Genomic DNA, 13,941 nt, shown 5'->3' with positions numbered 1-13,941 from the left:
TGCTTGGCATAGCGCTCGATCGTGTAGGTGGCGCCGATCCCTTCCGGCCCCCACCAGATCATGTCGTCGTGCCACGTCCGCGCCAGTTCTTCCTCAAGCGGTATTCCCAAACCCCAGGTACCAAGATCGCCGATCATCGCGTTTATTGCTGCCAAAGTAGCCTCGCCTTCCGCCGCGGGTGCGTCGTCAAACAACAACCCGTCATGTGAAATCGGTCCGGGTTGAACCAGATGCTGCGCCGTTGCAGGAGGGAAAGGTGACTGCCCGGCTTGGGTCATCAAATGCGGCATGTCGCAGAAAAACGCCGTCTCAACGATGCGACCATCTTCAACCCGGTTGAACTCGGCATAGCGCAAAAATGCCATTTTGCGCGTCGGCTTGATGCCCAGCCAAGGCGCATCAAACAGCCCCATCAAGTGGCCCATCGACACTACCCAGACCCCCTTGAAACCGTCCATTTCGTTCAGTCCGGCAAAGAATATATCCTGCCGCCGCTGCACCTGCGAAAACGCCGCCAAAAACGGCTCCCAGAACGTATCGGCCACTGCCGCCGCCCCGGTTTGCGCATTAAACGGATGAACGCCCCGCCAATCCCACGCTTCGGCCACGCGCGCGGCGAGGACACTGCCAACATCTTCTGACGTCGCCCCAGACAACGCCTCATACTGCGCTAGCACAACGGCCTTCTCGGCCTGAAATCCGGACATGTTCTGACTTAACCTTTAACTGCACCCGCTGTCAGACCACTGACGATCTGGCGCTGGAAGAACAAGATCAGTACAAACAAAGGCGCCGTCGCAGATACAACCGCAGCCACCGCAAACATCACATTGCCTTCCTCAAACGTCGACCCAAGGAAGCTTGCAATCTTGGGCACCATCGTCTGATTTTCCTGGCTCAACAGCATCGCCGTCACCGCAAAGTCGTTGTAGGCAAGAAGGAAACTGAACAGCCCCGTCGTAATCACTCCCGGCCACATCACCGGAATGATCACGTAGCGAAACGCCTGAAACCGCGTGCAGCCGTCAACCATGGCGCTTTCGTCAAGGTCTTTCGGGATATTGAGGAAAAACGAATGTAGCATCCACAGTGTGAACGGCTGATTGATCGCCACCAGGACGATGATCGACGTCGGCAGATGCCCCCAGACGTTCCATTCAAAGAACGGCAGCAGATACCCTGATACAAGCGTGATATGCGGCATGGCCCGAAACACCAGCGCAATCATCAACAACCAGAACGCATACCGAAACCCGGACCGCGCAAGGGCATAACCACCTAGCGTGCCGAAGGTTAGCGAGATGATCACCGTGAAGAACACGACCGTAAACGTGTTCAAGGTCGCACGCCAAAATTCCTGATCGATCCACGCGCCGGAATAAGCCTGATTTGTAAACGCATCGCCCGTTTCAATGATGGTGCGGGTGCCCCAAAGCGCGTTCGTCCAGTCGGCTTTCGAGAAGAAATCTCCCTGCACCTTGAATGACCCCCAAAGGGTCCACAGGAACGGGAAAGACGCCACAACAACCCAAAGAATCACGAAGCTCGTCGCAAGAACCGCCAGCGCCGGAGACCGTTTTTGTGCAAGGGATGCCATGGATCAGGCCCCCTTCCGGTTAAAGTCGCGCCATGTGCGGATCAGCACCGGCGTCAACAGGATCGACACTCCGATGATCGTCAGCATCGATGTCGCCGCGGCTGAGTTGAACCGCGCAATGTCACCACGCAGATCGGCGAATATGATGTAGCTAAGAGATGTCGCATTCGCCGAAGCCGAAAAGCCAACGATGGGTTCAAACACCCGGAAATTGTCCATCAGCTGAATAAGCGTGATGAACACGACCAGCGGCATCAGATGCGGCACCACCACGTAACGCACACGCTCCCAACGACTGGCCCCGTCGACCATCGCGGCCTCCAGCGTGTCCTCGGGCACGGTCTGCAACCCGGCATAAAAGACGACGAAGGCAAACGGTGCCGAACTCCAGACACCATAAACGATCAGTGTGATCCACGTCAGCGTCGAGGAGGCTTTCAATGACAATTTCGGGTCGTCAAACAATACCTGCAAGGTCTTCCCGATTACCCCTTCTGCGTCGATCATCCAAAACAGGATAAGCGATCCAATCAGCGGGGTGATGATCATCGGCAGAAGCGACACGAAGATCGTCGGTCCCTTCAGCATCTTCGGCAACCCGTTCACGCCCAAAGCTATCGCCAGCCCCAAAAGGATAATCAGCGGCGTGCAAACAAAGGTATAGGTCAGCGTGAAGACCAAAGCTCGATAGAACGGCAGGTTCATGACCTCGGACATAAAGCCGCCGAAACTGTCTCGGCTGGCCCATGCTTCGCTTATCTCAGCGGCCGCCAAATGGCCGCGATCAAAATAAGTTCCAAGCCCGTTAAAGCGTCCAAGTGGCTCCGCGTCGCGGATCGCCGCTGACGCCTCAGCGTCGACCACGGTCTCGTTCTCGCATCCGAAGGGGCCGCAGTTTTCGACCTCGATCAGGACTTGTTCATGTTCGATGTAAAGGGACTGAAACGCGACCGACACAATCGGCAGGGCGATGAACAAAAACATCGCAGCCAGTGACGGTAAAATGAACCAAAAGAATGTTCTATGCGGCATCTGACAGCCCCCAAGGGTCCAGTGGGGCCGGGGCGAAAAATTCCGCCCCGGCATTTAGGTTTTACTGGAGAAAGCCCTGTTCCTTTGCAGCGGCCGTATACGCCGCTTCGACGTCAGACAGCGCTTGTTCGGCGCTTTCATTGCCCTGCAGGAAGTCCGACAGTTCATCGCCCAGTGCCGAATGCAACAGACCCATGAATGGGATCATCGGATAGGGGCGCGCGCCGCCGCTTGCCGTCGCAAACACACCCGCAGCCGCCGGACCGGGGGTAAATCCGTCTGCAAGCCAAACCGCTTCGTCGTTGTTTGCCGCAACGACCTCAGGGCGCATGCCGTTCACCATGGCCACAAAGGTCGCCTCGGCGTCCTCGTCGCTGATGTTGGTCGCGATTGTGAAGCCGTCCCACCAAAGCGTCGAGGCAGGTGTTTCGCCGCCGCCAACCGTTGGCGCCGACACCAGAATCGTATTCGAGACAATCGCTTCGTTTGACCCTTCATCGTCCAGCATGCCTGTTGCGCGTGATCCCCAAAGCTGACCGATGGCAACGTCGCCTGCTTCCCAAAGCGCCTGTGTGGCGTTGGAATCAAACGTCAGGAAATCAGGGTTCGACAAATCAGCCAACGCCTTCAATGTGTTAAGCGCAAGAACGCCGCTTTCGTTGTTGATCGCAGGCTCGGCCGTTCCGGGCTTAAAGAAGTCCGCACCCGTACCGATGTACATGTTCACGAACTCTTCACCAAGGTTCCAGCCTGTCTTCGAGTTCATCGCAAATGGATGCTCCATGATCCCGGCATCTTTGATTGCCTGACCAGCCGTAACGACTTCTTCATAAGACGTCGGGACTGCGACACCTGCCTGATCAAGGATGTCCTGACGCACGAAAAGGTGCTGTGCGTTTGCCATAAAGGCGATCGCCATGACCTTGCCGTCGATAGAGATCATCTGGTTTTTCTTGATGCCAGCGCCGTGCTTGGCGATCAGATCATCCAAGGGGCGGACCAGACCTTCGTTCAGCAAAGGCACAATCGACGAGTTCGCAACGATGGCCGCTGTGTACTGCGCCGGGTTTGCCGTCATCGCGGCGACCTGAATGTCGCGGTGTTCTGTTGTCAGGTTGGATTCTACCGTGACCGAGCCATTTGCACATTCCTTGGCACCTGCAACCAACGCCTGAATGGCGCCAAATTCGTTGCCAAGGATATTCACGTTGCCGCCCGACAAGCCGCAGTCGGCATATGCGGTTGATCCTATCAGCACGATGGCTGCGGACGCCGCGGTTGTCTTGAAAAAGTTCATGGTCAAAAGACCCCCTGTTTCTCCGCCCCTTCATGCGAGGGGCCTATTATTTCGGACGACATAGGTGTCGCCTCGCGCATAGTGCAAAGCAAGCGAAGCGAATCGCAAGCCTATTGCATACGATTGCAATTACACGGCATCATTGGGCCTCAACGCAAGAGAAATATTGCGATAGCAAAACAAAATGCATCATAAAATATTAAGTATTGCGTAGACTCTAGAATCGGACTTACGCTTGCATGCGTATGCAATCCGCAAGTATTGAACAGGGGATACGCCATGGCCGAGGTCCAGCTTCGCAACATTTCTAAGCGTTGGGGTGATTTTATTGGCGTTGCCAATTTCGACCTGACAATTGCTGATCGTGAGTTTCTCGTTCTGCTTGGGCCATCGGGCTGCGGCAAGACAACGACGATGCGCATGATCGCCGGTCTTGAAGACCCCAGCGCGGGCGATATCCTGATCGACGGCAAGCGCGTCAACGATCTTGATCCGAAAGATCGCGATGTCGCCATGGTGTTCCAAAGCTACGCGCTTTACCCGAACTTGGACGTCTACGAGAACATCCGCTTCCCGCTGAAAGTCCGTAAAATTGACCCCGCCACCCACAATGACGCCGTGATGCGCGCGGCAGAAATGGTTGAGCTTACCGAATTCCTGCACCGACGCCCCTCCGAATTGTCCGGTGGCCAGCGCCAGCGCGTTGCCTTAGCCCGCGCAATCGTGCGCCAGCCCAACGTCTTTTTGATGGATGAACCGCTCTCGAACCTGGACGCAAAATTACGTGTCTCGACGCGCGCGCAGATCAAAAACCTCAGCCACGAATTGAAGGTCACAACCGTCTACGTGACGCACGATCAGATTGAAGCTATGACGCTTGCCGACCGCGTCGTTGTCATGTCGCGCGGCATCGTCCAGCAGCTCGGCACCCCGACCGATATCTACGACAAACCCGCCAATACCTTCGTCGCAAGCTTCATCGGCAATCCGGCAATGAACCTGATGGAAGGCAGCCTTACGAACGGCGTTTTTGAAGGCAAAAACGTCCGCATCGAAGGTCTGCCGACACATCACAATGGCCCTATCACGCTCGGCTACCGTGCCGAAGACGCAGGGCTTGCTGACACAGGGGCCATAAGCGCGCCGATCTATTCGCTCGAACTTCTGGGCGATGCGACGATGGTCACTGTCAAAGCGGGCGGCGCGATGGTTTCGGTCAAAGCGCATAAGGACTACCGCGCCGAAATTGGCGATCCGGTGAGCGCTGATATTCCGGCAAGCATCTGCCACCTCTTCGACGCCACATCCGGCGAGCGGTTCGAATAAAGCACGAAACGCATCCCCGATGCGCTGGCGCGACGGGCTTTGCCGTCTGTGGCGCTGATCGACCTCTGCATTTCTAAGGACGCCTCATGACCCACGACGCCAAATCCGCCGAAACCCTTGCCGCAGTGCGCCGCATGGAAGACGGCCTCGCCGCTGGCGAAAACGACATGACGCAGTACTTCCACGAGGACTTCCTGTGGCGTGGCAATCAGGGGAGCGGCACCAAAGAAGGCGTCGACGCTTTCCGGAAAAACTGGCAACTCCCTATTCGCGCAGCCTTCACCGACCGCGACTACAAGACCGAAAAGTTCATGGCTGACGGTGAATGGGCCGCCTGTTTCGGCCATATTGAAGCCACGCATTCCGGCACCTTTATGGGCATTCCTGCGACCGGCAAGCGCGTCAAGATCCCTTACATGGATTTCTGGCGAGTCGAAGACGGCCGCATCGTCGACAATCCCGTGTCAGTCGATTTCGCAAGCGTTCTTATGCAGTTAGGCCACGACGTCTTTGATGGGGAAGGCTGGGAGCATTACGATAGCGGCGACAAAACACCGCCAACACCAGAACATTGATCCAAAGTCAGGACAAAGCGCATGACCATCACCCAACTCAAATCCGGCAAGCCTGAAAGCGAACGGGCCGAAGATGACGCACGCGTCCGCGCTGTCGTCGAGACGACGCTGAAAGACATCGAAACGCGCGGTGACGCCGCCATTCGCGACCTGTCTTCCAAATTTGACCGATATGAACCGCCAAGCTTCCGCCTCACACAATCCGAAATTGACGCGGCCATGCAAAAGGTCAGCGCGCGCGATATGGACGACATCAAATTCGCCCAAACGCAAATCCGCACCTTTGCCGAAGCCCAACGCGCCTCGATGACCGACATCGAAATTGAAACGCTCCCCGGCGTGATTTTGGGGCACAAAAACATCCCCGTGCAATCCGTTGGCTGCTACGTCCCCGGCGGCAAATTCCCGATGGTGGCCTCGGCCCACATGTCCGTGCTGACCGCGTCCGTCGCCGGCGTGCCCCGCATCGTCGCCTCGGCCCCGCCGCAAAAAGGCGAGCCGCACCCGGCCATCGTCGCGGCCATGCATATGGGCGGCGCGCACGAAATATTCGTCCTTGGAGGCATGCAAGCCGTCGGCGCCATGGCGATTGGCACTGAAACAATAGATCCCGTCCACATGCTCGTCGGTCCCGGCAACGTCTTCGTCGCCGAAGCCAAACGCCAGCTTTACGGCAGCGTCGGCATCGACCTTTTCGCAGGCCCCACCGAAACCATGGTGATCGCCGACACCACCGTCGACGCCGAGCTTTGTGCCACCGATCTTCTCGGCCAGGCCGAGCACGGCTACAATTCTCCCGCCGTTTTGCTCACCAATTCCCGAAAACTCGCAATCGAAACACTTGCGGAAATCGACCGCATCCTCGCGATCCTACCCACAGCGGAAACAGCGCGCACCTCGTGGAACGACTACGGCGAGGTGATCGTCTGCGACACCTACGACGAGATGCTGGTCGTCGCCAATGACATTGCCTCGGAACACGTGCAGATCATGACCGACCGCGATGATTGGTTCCTCGAACACATGCACAGCTACGGTGCATTGTTCCTCGGCCCCCGCACCAATGTCGCCAACGGCGACAAAGTCATCGGCACGAACCACACTCTGCCAACCAAAAAGGCGGGCCGCTACACGGGCGGTCTGTGGGTCGGTAAATTCCTGAAAACACATAGTTATCAGCGCATCACTACAGACGAGGCCGCCACAGTGATCGGCGAATATGGCTCGCGTCTTTGTATGCTTGAAGGGTTTGTGGGCCACGCCGAACAATGCAACATTCGCGTGCGGCGGTACGGCGGCAAGAACGTCGCCTACGGGACCGCAGCCGAGTAGAAACATGGCAAAACGCAAACCCGGAACTTACACAGGACTGGAGGATTTGGGCCGGGTACGGCTCTCGCCGCACTTCTTCATGCGCGATTTTCTCTATTCCGAGATCGGTAATTTCTACGGCAAACCCAATATCCCCGAAGACCCGGACCTTGCGATTGCAGCGGGCACCAAACTCTGCGCCGAAATTCTCGACCCGCTGTGCGAGACCTTCGGTCCGGTACACATCAGGTCGTCCTACCGCTCGCCTGACCTCAACCACTTTGGCGCGACAGATGTGAAACCACAGAAGTGTTCGCGCAACGAACTGAACTATGCCGGCCACATCTGGGACCGGCGCGATGCAGCGGGGCGCATGGGCGCCACTGCCTGCATCGCCGTTCCATGGTTCGCCGATCAGTTTGGGAAGGGCCGTGACTGGTGCGACCTCGCATGGTGGATCCACGACCATCTCGACTACCACCAGTTATATTTCTTCCCGAAACTCGCGGCCTTCAATGTGACATGGCGCGAAGCGCCCGAGCGCTCTATCCTGAGTTACGTGGCCCCGAAGGGAAAGCTATACGCCGACGGAAAAATACCGCCCGAGGACGCGGCAACCCGAAAACCACGCTACGCCGACTTCCCGCCGCTTCGCGGCATCGCATACCCAAAGGCCTCGATGTGACCCTACCCAAAACACCTTCCTTCCGCCTTGATGGCAAGCGCGCGCTGGTCGCCGGGGCTTCATCCGGTATCGGCACAGGCTGCGCCGTTGCCCTCGCCGAAGCCGGGGCCCACGTCACGCTTGCTGCCCGCCGCGAAGCGCCGCTTCAGGCGCTCGCTGACAAGATGGGCGCGGAAGGTTTCAGCGTCGATATCCTGCCGCTGGATGTGGCCGACATCGCCGCGACGGATACGGCCCTATCTACCAACGGACCCTTCGACATCCTTGTGAATTCCGCCGGTCTTGCCCGTCATACGCCCGCTCTTGATACAACGCCGCAAGACTACGACGCCGTGTCGGACCTGAACGTCAAAGGCGCTTATTTCCTAACATGCGCCGTCGCGCGCGGTCTTATCGAGGCGCAAAAACCCGGCAGCCTGATCAACATCTCCAGCCAGATGGCGCATGTCGGCGGCATCGATCGCGCGGTTTATTGCGCCACAAAACACGCCGTCGAAGGCTTCACCAAATCGATGGCGATCGAATGGGGCAAGCGTGGCATTCGCGTCAACACCATCTGCCCGACCTTCATCCGGACCCCTCTTACCGAACAAACCTTCGACAACCCCGAGCGCGTCGCGTGGATCGAAGAAAAGATCAAACTGGGCCGCATAGGCGAAGTCAGTGATATCATGGGCGCGGTCACTTACCTCGCGTCTGAAGCATCCTCGCTTGTTACCGGAACCTCGCTTTTAATCGACGGGGGCTGGACCGCAGACTGATGGCACAGGGCAAAATCACCTCCCTTGATGTGGCGCGCCTTGCAGGCGTCAGCCAATCCGCCGTCAGCCGTGTCTTCACGCCGGGCGCCTCGGCAAGTCCGACCACAGCCGCCAAAGTCAAGAAAGCCGCGCTGGAACTCGGCTATCGTCCCAACCCCATCGCACGCGCCATGATCACCGGCAAAAGCCGCATTATCGGCCTGTTGGTCGCCTACCTCGACAATCAGTTTTACCCGGTTGCACTTGAACGCCTCTCTGCCGCTTTGCAGGAACGCGGCTACCATATCCTTGTTTTCATGGCGAAAAACTCAACCGATGGCGTTGAAGAGATCGTGCAGGAACTTCTTGACTATCAAGTCGACGGTATCGTCGCCGCCAGCGTCGCGGTAAACGGAGATCTTGCCGAGCGCTGCGCAGATGCAGGCATTCCGGTGGTCCTTTTCAACCGGGGACAAGACGGCTCGGGGTTGTCCACAGTCACCTCCGCCAACTTCGATGGAGGCCGCAAGGTCGCCGATTTCCTTGTCGCAGGTGGCCATAAACGCGTCGCCCACATCGCAGGCTGGTCCGGGTCCTCCACAGGTCGCGACCGTCAACGCGGGCTGATCGAAGGCCTTGCCTCCCACGGATCGGAACCCACGCATCTCATCGACGGCATGTACAATCGCGACACCGCCGCCGAAGCGGCGCGCCAGCTTATGACGCTACCCGAACCGCCCGATGCAATCTTTGTCGGCAACGATCACATGGCATTTGCCGTCATGGATGCGATCCGCAGCGACCTTGGCCTGTCCATTCCCGGTGACGTTTCAATCGTCGGCTACGATGATGTGCCGCTTGCATCGTGGGGGGCTTACGACCTCACAACCGTGCGCCAACCGGTCAATCGTATGGTCGACGCCACCATCGAAACGCTTCTGGGCGAAATTGATTCCGTCGACCGCCCCGGACAGAAAACCGAAATCGAAGGACCGCTCATCGTGCGCGGCTCGGCCCGAAAACCCACAGGATGGACGCGATGAAAGGCTTCTCGAACCGCTGGAAAGATTTTCCAGACTACATCATCGGCATCACCAAAGAGATCTGGGAAGACCGCGGCATTGCCACGCTTCACGACTACTATGCCAAAGACATCCCCGTGCGTTCGCCCATGGGTGTTCAGCGCGGCAACCAGGCCGTCATCGCCTCGACCATGGCGACAATTAACGAATTTCCCGACCGCGAATTATTGGGCGAAGACGTCATCTATTCCGACGACCCCGAGCACGGGCTTTTGTCCTCGCACCGCCTGCTGACCAAAGCCACCCACACCCGCGACGGCCAATTCGGAGCCGCCACCGGCAAACACTGGGTCGTCCGCGTCATCGCCGACTGTGCGGCAAAAAACGACACAATCTACGATGAATGGCTGGTGCGCGACTACGGCGGAATGGTCCGTCAAATGGGCATGGACCCGCGCGATTACTCTGCCCAAATCATCGAAAGCGAGGGTGGCGCAGACAAAGCGAGCAAACCCTTCACTCTGGATTCCGACATCGAGGGTGACTATAAAGGTCGCGGCAATGCAAACGAATGGGGCGCAAAATACGCCGCAACGTTGAGCCGCATTATGGACCACGATTTCAACCACATCGTGAACGACTACGACCGCGCCGCCATCGGCGAATACGCGGGCGCACAAACCGCCATTGGCCGTGACGAGATGGTGAAGTTCTGGGTTGGCCTCAGATCATCTTTCCCCGCGGCCACTTTCACCATCAACCACCAGATCGGCATGGACGGCGATATGCTTAGCCCGCGCGCGGCGATCCGTTGGTCGCTTGACGGCATTCACGACGGCTGGGGCACATTTGGCAAACCCACCGGCGCACACGTCCACGTCTTCGGCATGTCCCACGCAGAATTCGGCCCCTGGGGCCTGCGTCGCGAATTCACGCTTTACGATGAGATCGCGATCTGGAAGCAGATCCTGATGGCCCAAGGCTGATGGATAACCACGTGGCACATATGTTCACCGAAGCTGAAGTCGAAGAAATGCTTGGCCCCCGCATGCGCAAAGTGGCCCACGAAACCGATCAGCTCCCCGCCCAACTCGCCGACAAGGAAAACTTGATATGACTGCGCAAATTGTCCGTTACGGCGAACTTCAACCGTGCAAAACTGCCTTCATCGACGCCCATACGCCGGGCTCGAACCAGAAGGAAAACTTCACAATCATCGGCGGCGGCGTGTCGGAAAGCCCGGATCAACACGTCCACATCGCTGACCCCATCGGCTTCAATATCGGCGCGGCGGGGCAACCGCCAAAATGCCGAAACTCGCTCCACTCCCACCGCACCGCAGAAGTCTTCTTCGTCGCCAAAGGGCGCTGGCGGTTCTTCTGGGGTCGCTGGGGCAATGCGGGCGAAGTAACACTGGAAGAGGGTGACATCATAAACATCCCGACCGGCATTTTTCGCGGCTTTGAAAACATCGGTACCGACTACGGAATGATCATGGCGATCCTTGGCGGTGACGACGCCGGCGGAGGGGTCATCTGGGCGCCGCAAGTCATCACCGACGCTGCCGACCACGGCCTGGTCTTGTCCGAAAAGGGCAAACTCTACGACACCAAGAAAGGCCAAAGCCTGCCCGCCGGCGTGCAGCCCATGCCACTTCTAAGCGACGCGGAACTGGCCGCCTTCCCTGAGCCGACAACTCTCGATGTCGTGCCGCACTACGTCGCGCGCTATTGGGACATGATGGCTCTGGCGGACAAGCAACCTGCGAAAGTCATTGGCGAAAACGCGATGCTGCGCGACAAGCCCGGCTTCGAAGTCGAGTTCCTCACACGCGGGTCCCTCCCTGACGCGCCATACAAAGTCGCGACCAACGAGGTCCTGATGCCCGTACGCGGCCATTGGCGCGCCGATGTTAATGGGGACACCAATACCCTCGCTCCCGGCGATACCTGCCTTGTGAAGCCTGGCGCAAATCTCCATCTCGCCCCGTCGATGACGGGGGAAGCCAGCCTTTATCGCATCCGATCCACCACCGATGCTGCGGGCCTTACATGGAGACCCTAGTCTTCAACCTTCGCCACTACGTTCGGTCAAACAGACCAATCCTTTTCGCGAGTATCCCGCACTTTGACAGCAAAACGTAAGCAAACCCTGAACATAAAGAACGCCAGCACCGACGCGATACCGACGTTAAACCGACGTTGCACCGACATAGCCAAATTGACCCGGAGAACTGCCCCATGACCATCCTGTCCACCCACGTCGGAAGCCTTCCACGCAGCCAGGACGTCGTCGATCAAATCTTCGCCCGTGAACGCAAAGAACCTTACGATTACACTACCTTCGACAAAGTCATGGCCGACCACGTCGACATGCTTGTTCGCCGCCAGAAAGAGGCCGGCATCGACATCGTCAGCGACGGCGAAACCTCGAAAATTTCCTACGCAACATACGTCAAAGACCGCTACACCGGCTTCGATGGCGACAGTCCCAGAAACGCCCCCGCAGACTTAAAACTGTATCCAACTTATCTCAAACGCCTCGCAAATGACGGCGGCACACCCAAGTACGCGCGCCCCATGTGCGTGGGCGAAGTCACGTCAAAAGGGCAAGGTGAGTTGGACAAAGACATCGCCAATCTGAAAGGCGCGATGGCCACCCACGGTGTCGATCGTGGCTTTATGAACGCCGCGTCTCCAGGCGTTATCTCCCTGTTTTTGCAAAACGATTACTACAAGACGCGTGAGGCCTATCTTGCGGCCCTCGCCGAAGCGATGAAGGCCGAATACGAAACCATCGTCGCCTCGGGGCTTGATTTGCAACTTGACTGCCCCGACCTCGCGCTCTCGCGACATATGTTGTTTACCGATTTGTCGGATGATGAGTTTGTGAAAATCGCTCAGTCCCATGTCGAGGCACTCAATCACGCGCTTTCCGACGTGCCTGCGGAAAAAGTGCGCATCCATATCTGCTGGGGAAATTACGAGGGCCCTCACGTCTGCGATATCGACATGGCAAAAATGTTCGACACACTGATGTCCGCCAAGGCACGTTACGTGTTGTTCGAAACCTCCAACCCGCGCCACGGCCACGAATGGACCGTCTTTCGCGACCGTAAATCCGACATTCCGGACGACAAAATCCTCGTCCCCGGCGTTGTCGACACCACAACAAATTTCGTGGAACACCCGGAACTTGTCCGTCAACGCATTGAACGATTTACAGAAATCGTCGGTTCTGACCGCGTGATCGCCGGATCAGATTGCGGCTTTGGCACATTCGCAGGCTTTGGCGCTGTTGATCCTGAAATTGCATGGGCCAAGCTGACCAGCCTGGCCACAGGCGCCAATTCGTCCGGATGAAACCGCTTGTCCTGATCCCGGGTTTCATGTGTGACGACCGCCTTTTCGAACCTCAAATCAGAGCGTTAAGCGAATTGAGCGCGATCACGGTTGCGATTCCTAAGGAGAAGATAATCCACGATATGGCGGCGGAAATCCTCGCCCAAACATCGGGGCAGTTCGCGCTCGGCGGCCTTTCCATGGGCGGCATCATCGCGCTTGAAATCTTGCGTCAGGCTCCGGACCGTATTACCCACCTGGCCCTCATGGACACGACGCCATTGGCGGATGCGCCTGCAAACTACGACATCCGCACGCGTCAGATTGCCGATGTCCACGCGGGTCGCCTCGGGACAATCATGCGCGACGAATTGAAGCCCGCCTATCTTGTGGAAAGCCCCCGTAAAAAAGGGATCCTCGACACCTGCATGGACATGGCGCGAAGCCTTGGCACAGACATTTTTGAAGCTCAGTCCCTTGCGCTGCGCGATCGTCCCGATCTGCAAAGCGCCCTTGCGCGTGCACCGGCGAAAACGCTGATCCTTTACGGCGCAAAGGACCGCCTTTGTACGCCCGAACGTCACCACCTGATGCATCGCCTCGCCCCGCACGCGCGGCTTGTGAAAATCGCCGACGCGGGCCACATGCCAACCCTCGAACGCCCTGAGGAAACGACACGCGCTCTTCAGGACTGGCTTGCCTGACGGGTCAAAATGTCGCTTTCAGGATAGTATTGGACAGAAATGTCCAGTCTTGGTGACTGGTTCCCTCTTAGGCTCATCTCAAATGCGCGCAAAGGGAGGGGCACCCTATGAAATCTCAGTACCGTGTCGTGGTCATTGGCGGCGGTGTCGTTGGCAGCTCGGTCCTGTATCACCTTGCCAAACTTGGCTGGACCGATGTTGTCATGTTGGAACGCGAGGTCCTGACGGCGGGGTCAAGCTGGCATGCGGCCGGCGGGTTTCACGCTCTTAATGCTGATCCCAACATGGCTGCACTGCAAGCCTACACCATT

The 13,941-nt window shown here is 57.8% G+C and carries 15 protein-coding genes; 11 read left to right on the top strand and 4 right to left on the bottom strand.

What is annotated here, in order from left to right; genetic code table 11:
- The 4 genes from AC221Y_RS11530 to AC221Y_RS11515 form a co-directional block, all read right to left on the bottom strand.
- On the bottom strand, positions 1-707 hold a 707-nt coding region (locus tag AC221Y_RS11530), incomplete at its 3' end, for a nuclear transport factor 2 family protein (protein ID WP_486707355.1).
- A gap of 8 nt (positions 708-715) precedes the next feature.
- Positions 716-1,597: a carbohydrate ABC transporter permease gene (locus AC221Y_RS11525; protein ID WP_299750131.1), complete on the bottom strand. Its 882-nt coding sequence runs from the start codon at positions 1,595-1,597 to the stop codon at positions 716-718.
- 3 nt (positions 1,598-1,600) lie between these two features.
- Positions 1,601-2,629, bottom strand: coding sequence for a carbohydrate ABC transporter permease (locus AC221Y_RS11520; RefSeq protein ID WP_299750128.1), 1,029 nt, complete (start codon positions 2,627-2,629; stop codon positions 1,601-1,603).
- A 61-nt stretch (positions 2,630-2,690) separates the two neighbouring features.
- On the bottom strand, positions 2,691-3,926 hold the full coding sequence (locus AC221Y_RS11515; RefSeq protein ID WP_299750125.1) for an ABC transporter substrate-binding protein: 1,236 nt from the start codon (positions 3,924-3,926) through the stop codon (positions 2,691-2,693).
- A gap of 279 nt (positions 3,927-4,205) precedes the next feature.
- On the opposite strand from AC221Y_RS11515, the gene AC221Y_RS11510 reads away from it, so the two are divergent.
- The 11 genes from AC221Y_RS11510 to AC221Y_RS11460 form a co-directional block, all read left to right on the top strand.
- A complete protein-coding gene (locus AC221Y_RS11510; RefSeq protein WP_299750122.1) occupies positions 4,206-5,252 on the top strand; it encodes an ABC transporter ATP-binding protein in 1,047 nt (348 codons plus the stop codon).
- A gap of 86 nt (positions 5,253-5,338) precedes the next feature.
- On the top strand, positions 5,339-5,827 hold the full coding sequence (locus AC221Y_RS11505; RefSeq protein WP_299750119.1) for an ester cyclase: 489 nt from the start codon (positions 5,339-5,341) through the stop codon (positions 5,825-5,827).
- A gap of 21 nt (positions 5,828-5,848) precedes the next feature.
- Positions 5,849-7,159: a histidinol dehydrogenase gene (gene hisD, locus AC221Y_RS11500; RefSeq protein WP_486707354.1), complete on the top strand. Its 1,311-nt coding sequence runs from the start codon at positions 5,849-5,851 to the stop codon at positions 7,157-7,159.
- Between the two features lie 4 nt (positions 7,160-7,163).
- Positions 7,164-7,823: a hypothetical protein gene (locus AC221Y_RS11495; RefSeq protein ID WP_299750113.1), complete on the top strand. Its 660-nt coding sequence runs from the start codon at positions 7,164-7,166 to the stop codon at positions 7,821-7,823.
- A complete protein-coding gene (locus AC221Y_RS11490) occupies positions 7,820-8,584 on the top strand; it encodes an SDR family NAD(P)-dependent oxidoreductase (protein WP_299750110.1) in 765 nt (254 codons plus the stop codon). Before AC221Y_RS11495 ends, AC221Y_RS11490 begins: the two co-directional genes overlap by 4 nt.
- On the top strand, positions 8,584-9,606 hold the full coding sequence (locus tag AC221Y_RS11485; protein WP_299750109.1) for a LacI family DNA-binding transcriptional regulator: 1,023 nt from the start codon (positions 8,584-8,586) through the stop codon (positions 9,604-9,606). Before AC221Y_RS11490 ends, AC221Y_RS11485 begins: the two co-directional genes overlap by 1 nt.
- A complete protein-coding gene (locus AC221Y_RS11480) occupies positions 9,603-10,571 on the top strand; it encodes a nuclear transport factor 2 family protein (RefSeq protein ID WP_299750106.1) in 969 nt (322 codons plus the stop codon). Before AC221Y_RS11485 ends, AC221Y_RS11480 begins: the two co-directional genes overlap by 4 nt.
- Before the next feature lie 127 nt (positions 10,572-10,698).
- A complete protein-coding gene (locus AC221Y_RS11475) occupies positions 10,699-11,649 on the top strand; it encodes a cupin domain-containing protein (protein ID WP_486707353.1) in 951 nt (316 codons plus the stop codon).
- Positions 11,650-11,825: 176 nt separating this feature from the next.
- Positions 11,826-12,947, top strand: coding sequence for a cobalamin-independent methionine synthase II family protein (locus AC221Y_RS11470; protein WP_486707352.1), 1,122 nt, complete (start codon positions 11,826-11,828; stop codon positions 12,945-12,947).
- Positions 12,944-13,630 carry an alpha/beta fold hydrolase gene (locus AC221Y_RS11465; protein ID WP_299750094.1) on the top strand — a complete coding sequence of 229 codons (687 nt, stop codon included), beginning with the start codon at positions 12,944-12,946 and terminating at the stop codon, positions 13,628-13,630. The genes AC221Y_RS11470 and AC221Y_RS11465 overlap by 4 nt, the downstream gene beginning before the upstream one ends.
- 107 nt (positions 13,631-13,737) lie before the next feature.
- Positions 13,738-13,941 (top strand): FAD-dependent oxidoreductase (locus tag AC221Y_RS11460; RefSeq protein WP_486707351.1); only part of this gene is annotated, 204 nt, incomplete at its 3' end.

It is taken from the genome of Boseongicola sp., assembly GCF_057460485.1.
Note: the sequence above shows the minus strand (reverse complement) of the source record. Positions and strands in the feature narration are given on the sequence as shown.

Coding starts and splice junctions, on each gene's coding strand:
- AC221Y_RS11525 (WP_299750131.1), bottom strand. CDS start 1,597: ATGGCATCCCTTGCACAAAAACGGTCTCCGGCGCTGGCGGTTCTTGCG.
- AC221Y_RS11520 (WP_299750128.1), bottom strand. CDS start 2,629: ATGCCGCATAGAACATTCTTTTGGTTCATTTTACCGTCACTGGCTGCG.
- AC221Y_RS11515 (WP_299750125.1), bottom strand. CDS start 3,926: ATGAACTTTTTCAAGACAACCGCGGCGTCCGCAGCCATCGTGCTGATA.
- AC221Y_RS11510 (WP_299750122.1), top strand. CDS start 4,206: ATGGCCGAGGTCCAGCTTCGCAACATTTCTAAGCGTTGGGGTGATTTT.
- AC221Y_RS11505 (WP_299750119.1), top strand. CDS start 5,339: ATGACCCACGACGCCAAATCCGCCGAAACCCTTGCCGCAGTGCGCCGC.
- hisD (WP_486707354.1), top strand. CDS start 5,849: ATGACCATCACCCAACTCAAATCCGGCAAGCCTGAAAGCGAACGGGCC.
- AC221Y_RS11495 (WP_299750113.1), top strand. CDS start 7,164: ATGGCAAAACGCAAACCCGGAACTTACACAGGACTGGAGGATTTGGGC.
- AC221Y_RS11485 (WP_299750109.1), top strand. CDS start 8,584: ATGGCACAGGGCAAAATCACCTCCCTTGATGTGGCGCGCCTTGCAGGC.
- AC221Y_RS11480 (WP_299750106.1), top strand. CDS start 9,603: ATGAAAGGCTTCTCGAACCGCTGGAAAGATTTTCCAGACTACATCATC.
- AC221Y_RS11475 (WP_486707353.1), top strand. CDS start 10,699: ATGACTGCGCAAATTGTCCGTTACGGCGAACTTCAACCGTGCAAAACT.
- AC221Y_RS11470 (WP_486707352.1), top strand. CDS start 11,826: ATGACCATCCTGTCCACCCACGTCGGAAGCCTTCCACGCAGCCAGGAC.
- AC221Y_RS11465 (WP_299750094.1), top strand. CDS start 12,944: ATGAAACCGCTTGTCCTGATCCCGGGTTTCATGTGTGACGACCGCCTT.